We start from the raw sequence: 18,054 nt of genomic DNA on the forward strand, positions 1-18,054 counted from the left end.
AGAGGTGTGACGATGGGTCTGAGTTATGAGGACATGGTAGTCGGCACGACTACCGAAATCGGCAAGCATACTTTCACGCGTGAGGAGATCGTCGAGTTCGCGGAGAAGTTCGATCCGCAACCGTTTCACCTCGACGAGGCGGCAGCCGCGGAGTCGCCGTTTCGTGGACTGGTCGCAAGCGGCTGGCATACCTGTTCGGTCATGATGGGCATGCTGGTGCGCAACACGATCGCAGGTTCCACGTCGATGGGCTCGCCCGGTATCGACGAGATTCGCTGGTTGAAGCCGGTACGCGTCGGCGACACGATCACGATGACGAACGCCGTACTCGACAAGCGTGTTTCGGAGAGTAAGCCGGATCGCGGCATCGTTTCGACGCAGTGGGAAGGTATCAACCAGCACGGCGAAACGGTGATTACGGTGCGCTCGAAGGGATTGTTCGGACTACGCCATCCGGGAGCCGCGTCATGACGGCCAGTAGCGCGGTGGCCGCTGCGGAGTTTGGCGATGCAACGGCGTTGCGTGCGCTGGTTGGCTCCGAACCGCTCGTTAGCGACTGGCTGACAGTCGATCAGGCGAGCGTCGATCGTTTCGCGGAGGCCACCGGCGATCATCAATGGATTCACGTCGACCCCGAGCGGGCGCGGCGTGAGTCGCCGTTCGGTGGTCCGGTCGCGCATGGGTTTATGACGCTGTCGTTGATTCCGGTGCTGCTCGGAAAGACGGTGGTGCTCAAGCAGCGCATGGGCGTCAATTACGGATTGAATCGCGTGCGGTTCACGTCGCCGGTGCTGGTCGGCTCGCAACTGCGTGCACGGTTTGCGGTTGAATCCGTCACCGACGTCGACAACGCCGGTGTGCAGGTTGAGTGGAACGTGACACTGGAGCGGCAGGGCAGCGAGCGGCCGGTATGTGTCGCGGAGTTCATCACGCGGCACTATTTCTAACCGGTCATAGCCGGCGGGTTGGCAAAAAAGCGCGAGTGGCAGTGATGCCGTCTCGCGCTTTTTTATGCCGACGCATCTACGGATGCCAATGCTGCGGTCAATTCGCAATGTCAACGCGAACAGGCGTCGATGCCACGGGACGACGGCGCAACTACCGCTTCGCGTACTGCGTCGCACCGAACAGCATCTCTTTCGCTTTATCGTCCATGAGCGGCTTGCGGGCTGACGCCAGCACTTCAACGCCGCGCACCACTGCCGGACGCGCGGCAATTTCTTCGTGCCACCGCTTCACATGCGGCAACGTGTCCAGTTCGATACCCTGGTTCTGCCACGAGCGTGTCCACGGAAAGGCGGCAATGTCAGCGATCGTGTAGTCATTGCCCGCAAGGTACTGTGTCTTGCCGAGTTGCGTGTCCATCACGCCGTACAAGCGACGCGTCTCGTTCGTGTAGCGGTTGATCGCGTATTCGATCGGCTCCGGCGCATAAACACGGAAATGATGTGTTTGCCCAAGCATCGGGCCGAGGCCGCCCATCTGGAACATCAACCATTGCAGCGTCGCATGGCGTTTAGCCGGATCGGCCGGCAGGAATTTGCCGGTTTTCTCGGCGAGATAAATCAGAATCGCGCCCGATTCGAATAGCGCAAACGGCTTGCCGTCGGCTTCTTTAGGACCTTCGGAATCGATGATCGCCGGAATCTTGTTGTTAGGGCTAATGGCGAGGAATTCGGGTTTGAACTGGTCACCCGCGCCGATATCGACGCCATGCACCGTGTACGCGAGGCCCGTTTCCTCGAGCATGATGTGAACCTTGTGGCCGTTCGGGGTGGCCCAGCTATAGACGTCGATCATCCTGGCTCCTTTTGTTTCGTGAAAGCGGCGCCGCAGAGGGCGCCGCAATTGACGAAAATTAGAGCACAGATCGAACGATGCTGCTGGCCGTGCCATCATGAGCCAGTCTCGACTTCGCGGCGCAATCAACCGCCGCGAAGCTAACCTCGAACGCGCGCTCAGGCGATCAAACGCTCAAAACCGCGTAATCGGCGTCTCCACGCGAGCCGCGGCACCCGCATCCATATAGCGCGCCAGTTCGAGTTTCGCGATCGCGTTGCGGTGCACTTCGTCCGGGCCATCGGCGAAGCGTAGCGTCCGCGCGGATGCATACGCATACGCGAGCGGAAAATCGTCGCTGACACCGCCGCCGCCGTGCGCCTGGATCGCCCAATCGATCACCTGGCATGCTATATTCGGCGCGACCACCTTGATCATGGCGATCTCGCCGCGCGCGCCCTTGTTGCCGACCGTGTCCATCATGTACGCGGTCTTCAGCGTCAATAGACGCGCTTGTTCGATCATGCAACGCGCTTCGGCCATGCGCTCCTGTGTGACGCCTTGCGCGGCAACTGGCTTACCGAAAGCGACGCGTTGCATGGAGCGTTTCGCCATGAGTTCGAGCGCGCGCTCGGCGAGGCCGATCAAACGCATACAGTGATGGATGCGTCCCGGTCCGAGACGGCCCTGGGCGATTTCGAAGCCGCGACCTTCGCCGAGCAGCAAGTTGGTGGCCGGCACGCGCACGTTTTCGAGCGTGATTTCCATATGGCCGTGCGGCGCGTCGTCGTAGCCGAATACGGTGAGAGGGCGGTGCACGGTGACGCCGGCAGCATCGGCGGGGACCAGAATCATCGATTGCTGCGCATGGCGCGGCGCGTCAGGGTCGGTCTTGCCCATTACGATGTAGACCTTGCAGCGCGGATCTCCCGCACCGGACGACCACCACTTGTGGCCGTTGATCACGTAGGCGTCGCCATCGCGCACGATGCTGGTCTGGATATTGGTCGCGTCCGACGACGCCACTTCCGGCTCGGTCATCAGAAACGCCGAACGGATGTGCCCTTGCAGCAGCGGTTCGAGCCATTCGCGCTTGTTGTCTTCGCTGCCGTAGCGCTCGATCGTTTCCATGTTGCCGGTGTCGGGCGCGTTGCAGTTGAACACTTCTGGCGCCCAAGGCACACGGCCCATGATCTCGCACAGCGGCGCATACTCAAGATTCGTCAGACCGGCGCCGCGTACTGATTCAGGCAGGAACAGGTTCCACAAGCCGGCGTCGCGCGCCTTAGGTTTCAATTGTTCGATTAGTTCGGTCGGTACCCACGCGTTGCCGTTCTGGCGATTGCGCGCGATCTCGGCGTAGAACGCCTGCTCGTTTGGATAGATGTGTTCGTCGAAGAAGGCGAGCAGTTTCTCGCGCAGTGCCTGAACCTTCGGGGTGTAATCGAAATTCATGTATGACCTCGCGGATGACGAATGACGTTTGTTCAGGAGCGCAACTCGGTGCGCCGATTCGCTTAGCGCACCTTCTGTGCGTAGCGCCAGGCGAGTTCTGCCATTGGCTTCGCACGACTGCCGGCATCGAGCGCCTGAGCGCTGGCCGCCGTGCCGTCGACCACTCGCTTCATGATCCCTTGAAGGATCGCAGCAATGCGGAACATGTTGTAAGCCAGGTAGAAATTCCAGTCGCCGTGGATCTCGAAGCCGGTGCGCTTGCAATAGCGCTCGACGTACTGCGCTTCGTCAGGAATGCCGAGGGCCGCCCAGTCGAGGCCCGCAATGCCGCGGAATTGCGCCGGGTCGACGTGCCACGCCATGCAGTGATAGGCGAAGTCGGCGAGCGGGTCGCCGAGCGTTGACAGCTCCCAGTCGAGTACGGCCAGTACGCGCGGCTCGTTGGGATGGAAGATCAGGTTGTCGAGCCGGTAGTCGCCATGCACGACCGAGGCGCGCTCGCCCGTTTCCGCTGGCATATGTTGCGGCAGCCATTCGATCAGGCGCTGCATTGCGTCGATCGGTTCGGTTTCGGACGCGATGTACTGCTTGCTCCAGCGGCCGATCTGACGTGCGAAGTAGTTGCCCGGTTTACCGTAGTCGGCAAGACCGATTGCTGCGACGTCGACGCTATGGAGTGCGGCGATCACGCGATTCATTTCGTCGTAAATCGCCGTGCGTTCCGCAGGCGTCATGCCAGGCAAAGACTGGTCCCACAGCACGCGGCCCTCGACGAACTCCATCACGTAGAACGCCCGGCCGATCACGCTTTCGTCGTCGCACAAGGCGAGCATGTTCGCGACCGGCACGTCGGTATCGGCAAGTGCATGCATCACGCGGTATTCGCGTTCGACGGCGTGCGCTGAGGGCAGTAGCTTCGCGGCCGGCCCGGGCTTGGCGCGCATCACGTACGAGCGCGACGGCGTGACAAGTTTGAAGGTGGGGTTGGACTGGCCGCCGGCGAATTGCTCCAGCGTGAGCGGGCCGGAGAATCCGTCGACATGCTGGGCTAGCCACGCGGCGAGCGCGTCGCTGTCGAAGCGTTGCCGCTCGTTGACCGGGCGCGTGCCCTCGAAGGCCGAATAATCCGGTTTGTGTTCTGGTTCGCCGGTCTGTGTGGCTTGCACCATATGTCTCCTCCAGTTCGGGTTCAGCTACGCTTGTATTGAATGAATTGTGCGTAGAGCATTTCCATCGTGGTATTGCGAACGTCGCGATGGAGCGGCGACGGCGGTGAATAGTTGATCGTGCGCAGCACCCAGTCGCGCGACTCGGCGCCGACGTCGAGCGCGTTGATGCAACCAGTGGCCTGCGCCAGATGGCCGAAGAAAGTGCGGCCGCCGGCGGTGAGCGCGTGCGACAGAATCGCGCGATTCACGCCGCCGTGCAGCACCAGCAGCACGGTGTCCCACGACGTGTCCTCGCGCAACGCCGCTACCGCGGGCAACACGCGGTCGAACAACTCGCCGATGGTTTCGCCGTCGAGAAAACGCGTGCATTCCGGCACGATGCCGTCGAACACGCCGAGAAATGCCGCTTCGATATCCTGCGGGGGAATGTTGCCAAGCTTGCCGCCGCGAATTTCCTGCCATGCAGGTTCGATTTCGAGTTCGATCTGCTGACCGGTTTCGGCCAATACGCGCTGCGCGGTTTCGACCGTGCGCGGCAAGCCACTCACCATCACCCGGTCGAACCGCACTTGCTGCTCGGCGAACACGCGGCCTGCTGCACTTGCCTGCTCGCGGCCGTTCGCGTTCAACGGCACGGTTTCAGGGTCGATCGCGCGGCCGCTGTCGTCGAAGTAGGTCACGTCGCCGTGACGCATCAGGAAGATGCGGCGGCGCTTGGGGAGTTGATATTCAGGCATCGTCCCTTCGTTCACTTAGGTTCACTTGTAGACTGGCGCGCGTTTTTCGAGGAACGCGGAAATCCCTTCGAGACCGTCGCGATGATGCAGGGATGCGACGAAGCAGTCGCGTTCGGCAACCAGATGTTCAGCGAGCGGCTGTGCGCCGGCCGCGCCGATGAGTCCCTTGATGCGCGCGACCGAATTCGGCGAAATCTTGCCGAGCTCGTCAGCCCAGACGACCGCGGCGTCGCGCACGGCGCCGGTCTTCGCCAGTTTGTTGACGACGCCGAGATCGTGCAAACGCTTGGCGCCGATCGGCTTGCCTTCGATCAGCACCTCGGTCGCCAGTTGACGCGGCAATGCGCGTGCGAGAAACCATGAGCCGCCGCCATCCGGCGTGAGACCAACGCGCGCATACGACATGACGAACTTGGCGTCTTCCGCGGCGACGATCAGATCGCACGCGAGCGCTAGCGAAAACCCCGCACCGGCAGCGGCGCCATCAACGGCGGCGATCACCGGCTTCGACGACAGACGCAGCGCCGAAATCCATTCGCCGAGCAGATCGATGCTCTCCGCCTGCACCGACGGATCTTTAGCACGGTTTTCCAGCAGGCGGTTCAGATTGCCGCCAGCACAAAAGAAATTGTCGGCGCCGGTAATCACGATGGCGCGGATCGACGGATCGCGCTCCGCCGAATCGAGCGCTTCGATGCCCGCGGCATACATGTCCGGATGCAACGCATTGCGTGCGCCGGGGTTCGACAGCGTGAGGACCAGCGTCGATTCGCTTTCGGTCGGGCGCGAGGTGAGGAGTTCGGCGCTCATTGTTGGGTCTCCGTTTGAGTGTCGGCAGCGTCGCGTTGTGTCAGCGACAGACCAAGTTGCGCGCGCCGTGCAAGCCAGGGTGACGGACGATAGCGTGGATCGCCGAGCACGCTGAAGATATTGCGCAAGATGGTGAGGATCGTTTTCGCGCCGAGCGCATCGCCGAGTGCGAGCGGTCCGCGTGGGTAGCCGAGGCCGAGCGTCACGGCGAGGTCGATATCGTCTGGCGTCGCGATCTGTTTTTGCGCAATGTCGCAGCCAATGTTGACGATGGTCGCCACGACGCGTTGCGCGACGAAGCCGGTCGAGTCACGGATCACGGTGACGGGAACGCCGTCGGCGGCAAAGAGTGCGTGCGCGGTCTCGCGTGCTGCGCGGCTGGTGGCGGGCGTCGTCATGAGCGTGTGGCGTTGCGCGGCGGCCAGCGGGAATAGGGCGTCGATAGCGACAACGCGGGTTGCATCGAGCGCTTCATCGACGGCGGCGGTGGTTGCGTCATGACCGAACGGTGTCACGACGATCAGCGAGTCCGCTGTGGGCGCGGCGCCTTCGTCGAGTTTTACGCCAGCCTTGGCGATGAGTTGCACGACCGCTTCGTGCGCTTGCGGATAGCGCTTGCTGACCCATACACTGTGCGGAAGTTGAGTCGGCGCGGGCGCTTCGGCGGCCACTTGCTGCTTGCCGTCTTCGTAGCGGTAGAAGCCCTCGCCCGTTTTGCGGCCGATCAGTCCGCCCGCGAGCCGCGTGCCCGTGATCGGCGAGGGCGTGAAGCGCGGTTCTTCATAGAACTGGTGATAGATCGATTCCATCACCGGATGCGATACGTCGAGCGCGGTCAGGTCGAGCAGTTCGAATGGCCCGAGACGAAAACCCGCCTGCTCGCGCATGATGCGATCGATGTCGGCGAAGCTCGCAACGCCTTCACCCGCGACGCGCAGGCCTTCTGTATTCATGCCGCGACCGGCATGATTGACGATGAAGCCGGGCATGTCTTTCGCGCGCACCGGCGTGTGACCCATGCGGCGCGCGAGTTCCATCAGCGCATCGCCGACGGCGGGATCGCTGCGCAGGCCGTCGATCACTTCGACGACCTTCATCAGCGGAACCGGATTGAAGAAGTGATAACCCGCTACGCGTGACGGATTCGTGCAACCGGCCGCAATCGCCGTGATCGACAACGACGAGGTGTTCGACGCCAGCACGCAACGGCCGCTCACCACCGTTTCGAGCTCGCGAAAGAGCGCCTGCTTCACGTCGAGTTTTTCGACGATCGCCTCGACGACCATATCGCAATCGGCCAGATCGCCGATGACCTGCGCGCCGCTTACGTTCGCCAGCGCGGCGAGCGAGCGGGCCTGATCGAGCTTGCCTTTGGCGGTCAATTTGGCGAAAGTCTCGGCAAGGTAGTCGCGTGCGGCGCCGATCGCAGCGGGGTTGGTGTCGTAAAGACGCACGGTGAGGCCCGCCAGTGCGGCAATCTGGGCGATGCCACGGCCCATTGCACCGGTTCCGACAATGCCGATAGTCTCGATGCTGAAATTGCGAGAGGTCATTGTGATACTCGACTCCATGGTTATTTTAGAATAGCACGATCGTGCAATTTACTGGATGATTGATCGCAGGCCGCTGCTTTGACTTTGACGAGCGGTCTCAAACAACCCGAAGGATGGAGACACCCGATGATCAAGCTGTGCGGCTTCGCGCTTTCTAACTATTACAACAAGGTAAAGTTTGTGCTTCTCGAACACGGCATTCCGTTCGAGGAAGTGCTCGTGATGCCGAGCCAGGAAGAGGCGATGCTCGAGCATTCTCCGCTCGGCAAGGTCCCCTATATCCAGACCGAGCATGGCGATCTGTGCGAATCGCAAAGCATCGTCGAGTATCTGGCTGCGCGTTTTCCCGACAAGGCGATTTTTTCCGCTGACCCATGGGAAGCGGCCAAGGAGCGCGAGTTGATCATGTTCGTGGATGTGCATCTTGAACTGACCGCACGCAATCTCTACAAGGAAGCATTCTTCGGCGGCACCGTGACTGACGCGACCAAGGGGCGTGTCGAGAAGCTGCTCGCCCATCACATTGCCGGCTTCAAGCGGATCGCGAAGTTCGGGCCGTATTTGCGCGGTGAGCGTTTCAGTGTCGCCGACGCGGCAGGTTTTGTGAGCTTGCCGTTGGTGGGCATGGCCACGCAGACCATCTACGGTCGTGATTTGCTGCTCGACGCCGGCGTGGACTGGAAAAGCTATGTGAAGGCGGTCAACGCCCGGCCGGCCGCGCAGCGCGTGACCGAAGATCGCAAGGCGTACATCGCGGCCTCGCGTCCGGCTTAACGCCCGAGTGTATCGCGGGTGACATGAATTCGGGCGTGCAACGCACGCGTGGGCCGCTGCGCGCGATGGCGAGGAACGCGGGTTCGTTCGCAGCATCGCGCGGGGCACCCTAGAGCCGCGCCAGCCGCTCGAGCGCGGAAGAGAGGGTGGCTTCCTGCTTGGCAAAGCAGAAACGCAACACGCCTGATTCATGGGGCTCGTGATAGAACGCCGACACTGGAATCGCCGCGACCCCGATCTCGCCGGTCAGCCATTGCGCAAATTCGGCTTCGGGCAAATCGCTGATCGCCGAATAGTCGACGCACTGGAAGTAGGTGCCCGTGCAAGGCAGCAGCTTGAAGCGTGAATTCGCGAGGCCGGCGCGGAAGAAGTCGCGTTTCTTCTGATAAAACGCGGGGAGGTCCAGATACGGTGCCGGATCCTTCATGTAGTCCGCGAGGCCGACCTGCATCGGCGTGTTGACCGTGAACACGTTGAACTGGTGCACTTTGCGGAATTCAGCCGTGAGCGCGGCGGGCGCGGCGACGTAGCCGACCTTCCAGCCGGTGACGTGATAGGTCTTGCCGAAGCTCGATACCACGAAACTGCGCTGCGCCAGTTCTGGATAACGCGCAACGCTTTCGTGCGGCGCGCCGTCGTACACCATGTGCTCGTACACTTCGTCCGACAGAATCAGCACGTTGGTACCACGCACGATTTCTTCGAGCTTGCGCATGTCTTCCGCGCGCCAGACCGTACCGGTCGGGTTGTGCGGGGTGTTGATCAGCAGGAGCCGCGTTTTCGGTGTGATCGCGGCGGCGAGCTTGTCGAACGGGATCGTGTAGTCGGGCGCGTCGAGCGTGACGAATACTGGCTTGCCGCCGGCCAGCTCGATCGACGGCACGTAGCTGTCGTAGTTCGGCTCGACCACGATCACTTCGTCGCCCGGATGCACCGTGCAGAGAATCGCGGTCAGCAGCGCCTGCGTGGCGCCTGCTGTCACGGTGATTTCGTTGGTGGCGTCGTAGCGGCGGCCGTACAGGTTGGCGATCTTGTCCGAAATCGCCTGACGCAGCGGTGCGGCGCCGGCCATTGGCGGGTATTGATTGTGGCCGTCGCGCATGGCGTTCGCGACCGCGTCGACAATGCGGGGATCGCAGCCGAAGTCGGGAAAGCCCTGGCCGAGATTTACCGCGCCTTTTTCGGCGGCGAGCGCGCTCATCACGGTGAAAATCGTCGTGCCGACATCCGGCAGGCGAGACGGAAACGAGGGACTCATGGGCGTGTCGTGCGGTGCATTCATGGCGCTGTCCGGAGCGTGGTCGAGTGAGTTGGCGAAATTGACAGGGAGCGTCGTTCCAAAAGGACGAAGCCTGATTGTAGGGAATCGTGGCGCAGCGTGCGCGCGGCCGGCCCGACGTTGGCCATCCGGCCACAAGGGTCATACCGATGCGGGCTCGTCTGCGATTGCCATACAGGCGCTAACGAACGGCGCCGGCTGTGCAATCTGGAAGCCGAAGTCACGCGCAATCCGTTTGGCGAGTTTCAACACCGCGCGGTCTTTCGACACCAGCCAGTCGGCCTGTGCGGCGTGCGCGAGTTCGAGGAATTTCTGGTCGTCGCGGTCTTTGCATTTGGGCAACGGACTGGCATCTTCCGCGGGTGCAGCGGGTTCGACCAAGTGCGCCAAGCGTGCGACGACGGCAAGCGCCGCCGCCTTGTCCACATTGCGATGCACGAATTGCGGATAGTCGAGTACGTAAGTGAGTTCGGCGAGGCAGCGCGCGTCGATTAGCGCGGCCAGCGCGCCACGTTCGAGTGCGGCACGGATCGGCCGCGTGTGGGGATCGTCGAACACGAGAATATCGATCCATACGTTGGAATCGAGGACGACGCGCAAAGCGCTGTGTGAGGCGTGGGAACCGGGCATTCGTTACAATCTGGCTTTCGTCTTTGACCACCAGGCACGGCGTGCCTGCAAGCCTCTATGATAATCGTTCTGTCGCCGGCGAAATCGCTCGACTACGAAACCCCTCCGCACGTCAAAAAGCACACGATCCCCGATTTCGTCGATGATGCGGCCGAGTTGATCGGCGGCTTGCGTCTTTTGTCGCCGCAGCAGATCGGTTCGTTGATGAGCATTTCCGATCAGCTCGCGCACCTCAATTTTCAGCGTTACGCAGAATGGTCGCCCAGCTTTGGCACGCACAACGCCAAGCAGGCGGTGCTCGCGTTCAATGGCGACGTGTACGAAGGCTTCAACGCCAGGACGTTGTCGTCGGCCGATCTGGATTACGCGCAGAACCACGTACGTGTGCTCTCCGGTCTGTATGGATTGCTGCGCCCGCTCGATCTGCTGCAACCGTACCGGCTGGAAATGGGCACGCGCTTTGCCAATACGCGCGGCAAGGATCTGTACGCGTTCTGGGGCGAACGGATCACGCAGGCTTTGAACGCGCAACTGAAGAAGCGTGCTACTGCCTCGCGCGTGCTGGTCAACTGCGCTTCGGGCGAGTACTTCAAGTCAGTCAAGCCCAAGCTGCTCGAAGCGCCGATCGTCACGCCAGTGTTCGAGGACTGGAAGGGTGGCCGCTACAAGATCATCAGTTTCCACGCCAAGCGCGCGCGCGGGCTGATGGCGCGCTACGCGGTCGAAAACCGTCTCGACAAGCCCGAGCAGTTAAAGGACTTCGACTCTGAAGGCTACGCATTCGACGCTGAAGCCTCGAATGATTCCACTTACGTATTCCGCCGCCGCATCGCTGACTAGGCGATTGCCGCGCACACAAGCAGGGAAGAACCTCATGACGTTATCCATTACGAGCAACTTCGACGCGGGCGCGATCGAAGTGCTGGCCTGCGAAGACGCTGGCAACATCCGTCTGCGCGTGCGGCCGGACAGCCACGCCGAGTTCGCGCAGTGGTTCTATTTCGGATTGTCCGGCGCGGCCGGCGAGCGCTGCGTGATGACCTTCGAAAATGCCGCCGCGTGCGCATTCGCCGAAGGCTGGCGCGACTACCAGGCGGTAGCGAGCTATGACCGGGTGAACTGGTTCCGCGTGCCGACTTCTTACGACGGCCGTGTGTTGACGATCGACCACACGCCGGATTTCGACCGCATCTACTACGCGTATTTCGAGCCGTATAGTGAGGAACGTCACTCGGAGTTTCTCGGCGCGGTTCAGCAGATGCCGCAGGCCACGCTCACGGAGTTGGGCAAGACCGTCGAAGGCCGGCCGATGTCGCTGCTGACGTTGGGCACACCGCAAACCGGCGACACGCCAAAGAAGAAGATCTGGCTGATCGCGCGCCAGCATCCTGGCGAGACGATGGCTGAATGGTTTATCGAAGGTCTCGTCAAGCGTCTCGCGGGCTGGGGCGATTGGGCGGGCGATCCGGTGGCGCGCAAGCTCTACGATCACGCGGTGTTCTACATCGTGCCGAACATGAATCCGGACGGCAGCGTGCACGGCAATCTGCGCACCAACGCAACGGGCGCGAACCTGAACCGCGAATGGATGGAGCCGGATGCCGCGCGCAGCCCTGAGGTACTGGTGGTGCGTGACGCAATTCACGCGACCGGTTGCGACCTCTTTTTCGATATCCACGGCGACGAGGCGCTGCCGTACGTGTTCGTGGCCGGCTCCGAAATGCTGCCGGGTTTCACCGAGCGGCAGGGCGAAGAGCAGAAAGCGTTCATCGAAGCCTTCAAGCATGCGAGCCCGGATTTCCAGGACAAGTACGGCTACGCCGCAAGCAAGTATCGCGAGGACGCACTCAAGCTGGCCTCGAAGTACATCGGCAACGAATTCGGCTGCCTGTCGTTGACGCTGGAGATGCCGTTCAAGGACAACGCCAATTTGCCGGACGAGCGGGTGGGTTGGAACGGCGAACGTAGCGCGTCGCTGGGCGCTGCCATGCTGCAGGCGATTTTGCGGCACGTGGAGACGTTCGCCTAACAGGACGCTGCATAAAAAGAGGGGCACACACTTTGAAAGTGCGTGCCCCTTTTTTTGGGGCTGCCAGCATGACCCGCGGCGCGGGTCAGTTGAAGCGGCCGTGAGTCTTGCCCGTTATTGAGTCTTTTTCGCCGGAGACTTCTTCGCGGTCGATTTCTTCGAGGACTTGCCCGAAGACTTGCTGGAAGTCGCTCGCGAAGATTTCCCCGAGCTTGCTTTCGAGGACTTGCCGGTCGCTTTCTTTGTCGTTTTGCCGCTAGCGGAGTGCTTGCCCTTCACACTGTTATGCTTGCCCGAGGACGCTCGCGATCCCGTGGACCCGGAGCTATGCGCGCGGGCCGGTGGCACTGGATCGTTCCAGCTGAACGCCAGCATCTGGGCGCCCACATAGCCGCAGCGAAATTTGAGATCAGCAGGGTCTCCGCCGCTTTGGGGGATACCGAGTCCCTCGACGGTAACGATGTTGTCTACCTTGACGCGCTGCTTGCCCTCGTCGAACGAATCGTTCCAGGGGGTGACCGACGCGTGCGCGCTGTCGAAGGAGCTGGGTGGAAATTCGACATGGTCGAAGGCGGTCGATGTGCTTGCAACAAAATCGCCATGAGCAGCGCAGTCCGCGACTAGCGGGTCCGCATGCATGTCATTGACAAATTTGTTGACGAGATCATTGTGCTGTTCGAGTTGATCGGCGTATGCGGGAGCAGTGCAAATGAGCGAGAGACTCGCTGCAAATGTTGCTAACCGGCCGACCAACCGCAGCAATCGGCGCGGTACGTTGGTGCGATCCATCTAGTTCGTTAGACGCTAATGAGACATGGGGCACGTAAGATGCACGGCGGGAGGGATGAGTTCAATCCTGACACAAATATTTTGTCCTGTCGTGGTGCGTGGACTCAGGCGTTTTATGTGCCGAGACGACTGATTGCCGCAGATACGTGCTCGATGCCGCGCCCGTGTCAGGTGCGAGGGCCACCCAATCGATATCGACGCACATCATAAGTGGTGACCCACGCCGGACGGTAGACCGAGATCAATGCCGTCGACATACCCGTGAACCAGGCCTCGCCGGTGGCTAGCAGAAGCACGCTGAACGCGTAACCGGCCGGTACCACGGTCATGGAACCGTCGGCGAGCGCGATGTGAACGCCGAGTGCCGCGGCCGCCGTGAGCGATACGGCAATGGCGGGTGAGACAAAACCCTGGCCGAAGATAAACATGAAGAGGTTACGCGGTAGCCAAGCGATGCTGGCGCGCTGGATCAAGGTCGAGATGCCGACAGGCAACGCACCGAACACGAGGAAAGTCAGCGCAATGCCCTGCCAGGGGGCGTCGAAGACGACAGCGGCGAGACCGGTGACTATCGCCATGGCGACCAGCGCCAACGCCCAATCGAATAATGTGACGACCAGCGTGGCGCCGAGCAGATGCATGACTGTGCCGTCGTCGAGCCAGGCATTGCTCGCCCACAGCACCGACACCGCGACGATGATCGCGAGCCAGACATGCTGGAGTGTGCCGTCCTGAAGTCGTTTGAAAGGATTTTTCCACAGCGCGAGCGCGACCACTATCGCAGTGGCGATCCAGCCACCGACAGCGACCCAGAACGGAAGCGGTGTGTAGAGGAAACCCATGTATCTCATATTACTCGTTGGACGAGAAAAGGTGTGAGCGGATTCCATGCCAGCCGGCGCGAACGCTGCCAGAAAGCGCGCGTTCCGATTCTGGCGCGTGCGCCGGCTGACGTTATGACGAACCTTGCGCGACCTGTTCTGTCGTCGGCCCGGCGGGCGCGTCGCCGTAAGCCGTGCTCGGTTCGGCTGCCATTGGCAGCGTGTCGGCCGTGTCGTTCGCGGGCAACGGATACTGGAAGCGCCGCAGTGTGCGGCGCCGCAATGGCACCACACCGGCTTGCCCCATTACCGGACGAACCGGACCTTCGTCATCGTTGCGCAGCACTTGCAAGTGAGCCGATAGCCAGCCGTTGTAGAGCGCGACTGCGGCTGCGCGATTGGGCGCTCCGAGTTGCTGGAAGATGCTCGTCAGATGGATCTTGACGGTGCCTTCGCTGATGCCGAGCGTGCGCGCGATCATCTTGTTGGTGCTGCCCATGTGGACGCAGCGCATGATCTGCTCCTGGCGGGGCGACAGGCCGTTGGACAGTTTGGTCCGGCGCGGTGGCGGATTCTTTTCATCGAACGGCCGGATGGCGGCATCCGGGGGGGAGCGGAGGATCGAGCGCCAACGCGCCGGGCGGCACATAGTGACCGCCCAGCAGAACCATCTCGAACGCGCGCACGATCAGGCACGGGTCGGTTTCGCGCGGAACCACGCCGAGCACACCTTCGTCCATGAGGTCTCGCACGGCAGTGGGTGTGACCGAGTCGGTCAGCACCGCAATGCGCAGGTCCGGGTAGTGGCTGAGCAAATGACGGGTATCGTCGACAGACATCCAGTCTTGCCAGTCGATCACGAGCAAGTCGGGCCGCAGGCGCTTGAGCGTACGCTCAACCTGACGCCAATCCTGTGCTTCGTTAAAGCGCGCTAACCGGTCGATTTGCCGCAGCAGCGCTTTGAGTCCATCGCGTCGTTCCGCGTCTGAGTTGAGTATTGAGAATCGCATGCCATGTCTCCAGATGAATCGGGCGAGGTGGCGCGATGCGTGCTGGCCGGCGAGGGTGCCGGGCGCATTACGATGCGCCACCGGCACCATCATGACAAATTCCCTTCGTTTTGACGGCCTGTCCAAAAGGCATAGGAGGAATGACGTAAAAAAAGCCCCGCGCGCGGCGGGGCTTTCTGATGTCACGGTGCGGCGCAATGACGCACGCGCTGATGGGTCAATGGAAATGCGGTTGCGCGGGTTCCGCGTCCTCCGGCATTTCGGCGTGAACGATTTCGCCGAGCGGGTCCGCATAGAGGGGGACACCGCAGTCATCGCAATATTCCGGTTCGAAGCGCCCTGCGTGGCGGCGCACGTCTGTCACGCCGGTTTCCTTGAGCAATGCGACGATTTCTTCGAGCGGGTCGTCTGACGCAGGCGTCTCTTGGGGTTCTTCATCGATGCCGGGCTCGCCGTTCTCGCGGCCGTAAAGTGGCCACACAACGCCGTAGATCACGTCATTGCTACCCCGGCGCGTGAAGCCCACGCGGTATTCGTCGATACGGCGCTCGCCGAAGCCCGCGACAACCGCGCGCAACTCCTGTGGCGCCGCGCCGATTGTGTCGAACAGATAGCGCACAGCGGTACGTACCGTGTGAGGGCGCACGCGTTCGTCGGCGTCGCGGCAGGCCGAATAATAGGCATCGGGCAGCAGACACTCGAATTCACAGCCGGGCAGCACCAGCGACAGATTGGCGCCGCCTTGCGTTGCCCACTGTTCGAGGCATTGGCCACGCTCGATCCGGCTGCCGTTTTCTTCTTCCTGCCAGCGAAACGCCGGCTCGCCCACCGGCGCCGCGACCACAGCCAGCAGAAAGCGCGGGTCGGCCAGGATCGGCGAAGTTTCCGGCAGTTCGCCAAAATTGAGTTTGACGTTGCCGCCAGCCATCGCTGCTTGAGCGAGTTGCTGGGCAATGCGCCAGGTTTCGACGTGGTGACGTGGCAGCTGATCGATGCTGTACAGGAACGGCGCCATGGCGACACGCGTATTGGCCGCGAGCACGTGCGCCTGCAGGTGCGCGCGCAGCGCGTCGGCCGCGTCTGCTTTAAGCGGGCCGGAAGGAATCATGTAACGAGTCCAGGCCAGCACGGGCGCGGCAATCAGCAGCGCTTCGTAAGGAACGCCTTCATGTTCGACGATGAACGACTCGCTGTGCGTTTCCGCCATGTCAGCGAGTGCGCCGTAAGCATCTGGATGATTCTGCTGCAGATGATCGAGCGCTGCGTCCAGCGTAGTCTGGTTGGCGTTGCGGACGATCTTGGCCAGCAGCGCATCGAGCTTCGCTTCCCAGAAGCGGTCTTCGGTGCGGCTGCCCGACGCGAAAAGCGCGAGCGAAAGACCGACAAGCTTGTCGGCATCGGGGGGGAGACGTTTGGCGATTCGCGAGCGCATAAATCCGGAAGTTGGGGTGCACAGAACCTTATATTCTAGTCTTTTCTATGCCGCCATATTATTTGGCTGACTATGCCAGATGGATTAGGACGTTTCCACATGATAAATAAGCCTGCTGTAGGCGCCGCCAGGCGCGTTGCGTGGCGTCTTGACCAGATGATATAAGACGTGCCCGGGGGCGTGACTCGCTCCTATACTGACTGCCTTCAATGGACGCTTGGCAAGCGTATGTCTATTCGTCGCTGTGGTCTGGCACAACAGGAGATTCATGGTGAAATCGGACCAACTGATTGAGCGTCTCGCTGCAGTGTTCGCGTTGATCATATTGGTGGGCGGCTCCCTGCTGGTGCTAGCGCCTTTCACGACCGCGCTGCTGTGGGGCGCCATTCTCAGCTATAGCTCGTGGGGCTTGTACCGGCGGCTCACTTCGGCAGTCGGGGGCCGACGGAAACTGGCCGCGACGTTGATCGTGCTCATCATTCTGATTGTGGTGCTTGGCCCGTTCGTCTATGCGGGCTTTGCTTTCGGTGCGCACGTTCACGAGATCGTCGCGTTGGTGCAAAGGCTCTTTGAGGCTGGCTTGCCGGATTTGCCGCCGTGGGTGGGGCGAATCCCCTTGGTTGGCTCGAACATTCAGGCGTTTTGGGCGAATGTAACGAGTAGCAACTCCGAACTGATCTCGCAAATGCGTGCGCTTGCGGCGCCGGCCGGCAAGTGGATTCTGGCGGCTGCGATTGCCGTCACGCACGGTCTGGGTTTGTTGGCGCTGAGTATCGTGCTTGCGTTCTTCTTTTATACCGGCGGGGAGGGCGCGGCGGCCTGGCTGAAGGCGGGCATGCGGCGCATCGCCGGCGAACGCGCCGATTACCTGCTGGCGCTGGCGGGCAGCACGGTAAAGGGCGTGGTCTATGGGATTCTCGGCACGGCGCTTGTGCAAGGCGTTCTTGCCGGCTTCGGTTGCTGGATTGCGGGCGTCCCGGCGCCAGCGTTGCTTGGGCTGGCCACGTTCTTCCTGTCGGTGATACCGGGCGGCCCGGTTGTCGTCTGGTTGCCCGCGGCGATCTGGCTGTATCACGGCGGCGCAACGGGTTGGACAATCTTTCTGGTCGTGTGGGGCGTGTTGGTCGTCGGCATGTCCGACAATGTCATCAAGCCGATCCTGATCGGCAAGAGTAGTGACATGCCGTTGATCCTGGTGATGCTCGGTATCCTGGGCGGCGCGTTTGCTTTCGGCTTCCTTGGTGTATTCATCGGCCCGACGTTGCTGGCGGTTGCCTATACCGTGCTGCACGATTGGACGATCGGCGCTCCGGCCGCGGGTGCTCTGGCCGCCGACGTGAAAGTGCCGGTTGTCGATGACCCGGGGCGCATAGAAAAGGCGCCCTGAAATAAATTTCAGATACCGCTTGCAAGGCACGGTCCGGCTCGCTAGAATCTCGCTCTTTCGTGCTTCGGATGCCGGGGCGCGGGAGGCGGGAGAGCCAGCAGTGGCAAGGCTTTCAGCGAAGTGAGCGGGTTGAGAAAGTTAAAAAAACCTGTTGACGACGTAGCGAAAGTTCTTCACAATCTCGTTTCTCTGCTGCTGATGCAGCGACGCAGAACGAAGCGGTGCCGGGTGGTTGTGAAGTTGACGACAAAACGGTGCAGGTTCGGTAGTGAATGCGTAATCGATCTTTAAAAATTAACAGCCGATAAGTGTGGGCGCTTGATGCGCGACGCGCAGTGGATCCTTCGGGGTCTGCTGGAAGCGAAAGTATCAAGTCTCACACTAGTATTAAAGGAAGGTT

17 protein-coding genes and 1 pseudogene are annotated in these 18,054 nt (G+C 61.5%); 6 read left to right on the forward strand and 12 right to left on the reverse strand.

Annotation, left to right across the window (positions count from 1 at the left end; all coding sequences use genetic code 11):
* Positions 1-12 precede the first annotated feature (12 nt).
* Both GNZ12_RS21255 and GNZ12_RS21260 read left to right on the forward strand, forming a co-directional pair.
* Positions 13-471, forward strand: coding sequence for a MaoC family dehydratase (locus tag GNZ12_RS21255; protein ID WP_172313347.1), 459 nt, complete (start codon positions 13-15; stop codon positions 469-471).
* Entirely contained in the window at positions 468-947 is a 480-nt protein-coding gene (locus GNZ12_RS21260; RefSeq protein ID WP_172313349.1) for a MaoC family dehydratase, read from the forward strand. The genes GNZ12_RS21255 and GNZ12_RS21260 overlap by 4 nt, the downstream gene beginning before the upstream one ends.
* A 151-nt stretch (positions 948-1,098) precedes the next feature.
* On the opposite strand, the gene GNZ12_RS21265 is transcribed toward GNZ12_RS21260, so the two are convergent.
* The 6 genes from GNZ12_RS21265 to GNZ12_RS21290 form a co-directional block, all read right to left on the reverse strand.
* Positions 1,099-1,800, reverse strand: a complete 702-nt coding sequence (locus tag GNZ12_RS21265; protein WP_172313351.1) for a glutathione binding-like protein — start codon at positions 1,798-1,800, stop codon at positions 1,099-1,101.
* 174 nt (positions 1,801-1,974) lie between these two features.
* A complete protein-coding gene (locus GNZ12_RS21270; RefSeq protein WP_172313353.1) occupies positions 1,975-3,234 on the reverse strand; it encodes an acyl-CoA dehydrogenase family protein in 1,260 nt (419 codons plus the stop codon).
* A 62-nt stretch (positions 3,235-3,296) separates the two neighbouring features.
* Positions 3,297-4,403: a phosphotransferase gene (locus GNZ12_RS21275; RefSeq protein WP_074284894.1), complete on the reverse strand. Its 1,107-nt coding sequence runs from the start codon at positions 4,401-4,403 to the stop codon at positions 3,297-3,299.
* Positions 4,404-4,423: 20 nt separating this feature from the next.
* Positions 4,424-5,140, reverse strand: coding sequence for a histidine phosphatase family protein (locus GNZ12_RS21280; RefSeq protein WP_172313355.1), 717 nt, complete (start codon positions 5,138-5,140; stop codon positions 4,424-4,426).
* A 21-nt stretch (positions 5,141-5,161) separates the two neighbouring features.
* Positions 5,162-5,950 carry an oxepin-CoA hydrolase, alternative type gene (locus GNZ12_RS21285; RefSeq protein ID WP_172313357.1) on the reverse strand — a complete coding sequence of 263 codons (789 nt, stop codon included), beginning with the start codon at positions 5,948-5,950 and terminating at the stop codon, positions 5,162-5,164.
* The gene (locus tag GNZ12_RS21290) at positions 5,947-7,503 is read right to left on the reverse strand and encodes a 3-hydroxyacyl-CoA dehydrogenase (RefSeq protein ID WP_172313359.1); all 1,557 of its coding nucleotides are present in this window, start codon (positions 7,501-7,503) and stop codon (positions 5,947-5,949) included. Before GNZ12_RS21290 ends, GNZ12_RS21285 begins: the two co-directional genes overlap by 4 nt.
* A 126-nt stretch (positions 7,504-7,629) precedes the next feature.
* Here GNZ12_RS21290 and GNZ12_RS21295 point away from each other — a divergent pair, with 126 nt between their 5' ends.
* A complete protein-coding gene (locus GNZ12_RS21295) occupies positions 7,630-8,277 on the forward strand; it encodes a glutathione S-transferase family protein (protein WP_172313361.1) in 648 nt (215 codons plus the stop codon).
* A 109-nt stretch (positions 8,278-8,386) separates the two neighbouring features.
* Here the strand turns inward: GNZ12_RS21295 and GNZ12_RS21300 are convergent, their stop codons facing one another.
* Together GNZ12_RS21300 and GNZ12_RS21305 are read right to left on the reverse strand one after the other, a co-directional pair.
* Complete coding sequence (locus tag GNZ12_RS21300) at positions 8,387-9,559, reverse strand: pyridoxal phosphate-dependent aminotransferase (RefSeq protein ID WP_172313363.1); 1,173 nt, start codon at positions 9,557-9,559, stop codon at positions 8,387-8,389.
* A 138-nt stretch (positions 9,560-9,697) separates the two neighbouring features.
* A complete protein-coding gene (locus GNZ12_RS21305; protein WP_172313365.1) occupies positions 9,698-10,186 on the reverse strand; it encodes a putative toxin-antitoxin system toxin component, PIN family in 489 nt (162 codons plus the stop codon).
* A gap of 57 nt (positions 10,187-10,243) precedes the next feature.
* Here GNZ12_RS21305 and yaaA point away from each other — a divergent pair, with 57 nt between their 5' ends.
* Complete coding sequence (yaaA, locus tag GNZ12_RS21310; protein ID WP_172313367.1) at positions 10,244-11,026, forward strand: peroxide stress protein YaaA; 783 nt, start codon at positions 10,244-10,246, stop codon at positions 11,024-11,026.
* A gap of 34 nt (positions 11,027-11,060) precedes the next feature.
* Positions 11,061-12,215: a M14 family metallopeptidase gene (locus GNZ12_RS21315; protein WP_172313369.1), complete on the forward strand. Its 1,155-nt coding sequence runs from the start codon at positions 11,061-11,063 to the stop codon at positions 12,213-12,215.
* Positions 12,216-12,329: 114 nt separating this feature from the next.
* On the opposite strand, the gene GNZ12_RS21320 is transcribed toward GNZ12_RS21315, so the two are convergent.
* From GNZ12_RS21320 to GNZ12_RS21335, 4 genes and pseudogenes are all read right to left on the reverse strand, one after another.
* The gene (locus GNZ12_RS21320; protein ID WP_172313371.1) at positions 12,330-13,004 is read right to left on the reverse strand and encodes a BspC domain-containing protein; all 675 of its coding nucleotides are present in this window, start codon (positions 13,002-13,004) and stop codon (positions 12,330-12,332) included.
* Between the two features lie 167 nt (positions 13,005-13,171).
* On the reverse strand, positions 13,172-13,846 hold the full coding sequence (locus tag GNZ12_RS21325) for an energy-coupling factor ABC transporter permease (protein WP_172313373.1): 675 nt from the start codon (positions 13,844-13,846) through the stop codon (positions 13,172-13,174).
* Positions 13,847-13,958: 112 nt separating this feature from the next.
* A pseudogene (locus GNZ12_RS21330) lies at positions 13,959-14,835 on the reverse strand (LuxR C-terminal-related transcriptional regulator).
* 217 nt (positions 14,836-15,052) lie between these two features.
* The gene (locus tag GNZ12_RS21335) at positions 15,053-16,267 is read right to left on the reverse strand and encodes a DUF2863 family protein (RefSeq protein WP_172313375.1); all 1,215 of its coding nucleotides are present in this window, start codon (positions 16,265-16,267) and stop codon (positions 15,053-15,055) included.
* 271 nt (positions 16,268-16,538) lie between these two features.
* On the opposite strand from GNZ12_RS21335, the gene GNZ12_RS21340 reads away from it, so the two are divergent.
* Positions 16,539-17,654, forward strand: a complete 1,116-nt coding sequence (locus GNZ12_RS21340; protein WP_328806040.1) for an AI-2E family transporter — start codon at positions 16,539-16,541, stop codon at positions 17,652-17,654.
* Positions 17,655-18,054: the final 400 nt, after the last annotated feature.

The sequence above is a fragment of the Paraburkholderia solitsugae genome (assembly GCF_013177695.1).
Lineage (GTDB): Bacteria > Pseudomonadota > Gammaproteobacteria > Burkholderiales > Burkholderiaceae > Paraburkholderia > Paraburkholderia solitsugae.

What these genes read in the sequence shown, in the direction of transcription:
- GNZ12_RS21265 (WP_172313351.1), bottom strand. Translation starts at nt 1,800, where the DNA reads ATGATCGACGTCTATAGCTGGGCCACCCCGAACGGCCACAAGGTTCAC.
- GNZ12_RS21290 (WP_172313359.1), bottom strand. Translation starts at nt 7,503, where the DNA reads ATGACCTCTCGCAATTTCAGCATCGAGACTATCGGCATTGTCGGAACC.
- GNZ12_RS21280 (WP_172313355.1), bottom strand. Translation starts at nt 5,140, where the DNA reads ATGCCTGAATATCAACTCCCCAAGCGCCGCCGCATCTTCCTGATGCGT.
- GNZ12_RS21320 (WP_172313371.1), bottom strand. Translation starts at nt 13,004, where the DNA reads ATGGATCGCACCAACGTACCGCGCCGATTGCTGCGGTTGGTCGGCCGG.
- GNZ12_RS21270 (WP_172313353.1), bottom strand. Translation starts at nt 3,234, where the DNA reads ATGAATTTCGATTACACCCCGAAGGTTCAGGCACTGCGCGAGAAACTG.
- GNZ12_RS21335 (WP_172313375.1), bottom strand. Translation starts at nt 16,267, where the DNA reads ATGCGCTCGCGAATCGCCAAACGTCTCCCCCCCGATGCCGACAAGCTT.
- GNZ12_RS21305 (WP_172313365.1), bottom strand. Translation starts at nt 10,186, where the DNA reads ATGCCCGGTTCCCACGCCTCACACAGCGCTTTGCGCGTCGTCCTCGAT.
- GNZ12_RS21275 (WP_074284894.1), bottom strand. Translation starts at nt 4,403, where the DNA reads ATGGTGCAAGCCACACAGACCGGCGAACCAGAACACAAACCGGATTAT.
- GNZ12_RS21255 (WP_172313347.1), top strand. Translation starts at nt 13, where the DNA reads ATGGGTCTGAGTTATGAGGACATGGTAGTCGGCACGACTACCGAAATC.
- GNZ12_RS21285 (WP_172313357.1), bottom strand. Translation starts at nt 5,950, where the DNA reads ATGAGCGCCGAACTCCTCACCTCGCGCCCGACCGAAAGCGAATCGACG.
- GNZ12_RS21260 (WP_172313349.1), top strand. Translation starts at nt 468, where the DNA reads ATGACGGCCAGTAGCGCGGTGGCCGCTGCGGAGTTTGGCGATGCAACG.
- GNZ12_RS21325 (WP_172313373.1), bottom strand. Translation starts at nt 13,846, where the DNA reads ATGGGTTTCCTCTACACACCGCTTCCGTTCTGGGTCGCTGTCGGTGGC.
- GNZ12_RS21315 (WP_172313369.1), top strand. Translation starts at nt 11,061, where the DNA reads ATGACGTTATCCATTACGAGCAACTTCGACGCGGGCGCGATCGAAGTG.
- GNZ12_RS21295 (WP_172313361.1), top strand. Translation starts at nt 7,630, where the DNA reads ATGATCAAGCTGTGCGGCTTCGCGCTTTCTAACTATTACAACAAGGTA.
- GNZ12_RS21300 (WP_172313363.1), bottom strand. Translation starts at nt 9,559, where the DNA reads ATGAATGCACCGCACGACACGCCCATGAGTCCCTCGTTTCCGTCTCGC.
- yaaA (WP_172313367.1), top strand. Translation starts at nt 10,244, where the DNA reads ATGATAATCGTTCTGTCGCCGGCGAAATCGCTCGACTACGAAACCCCT.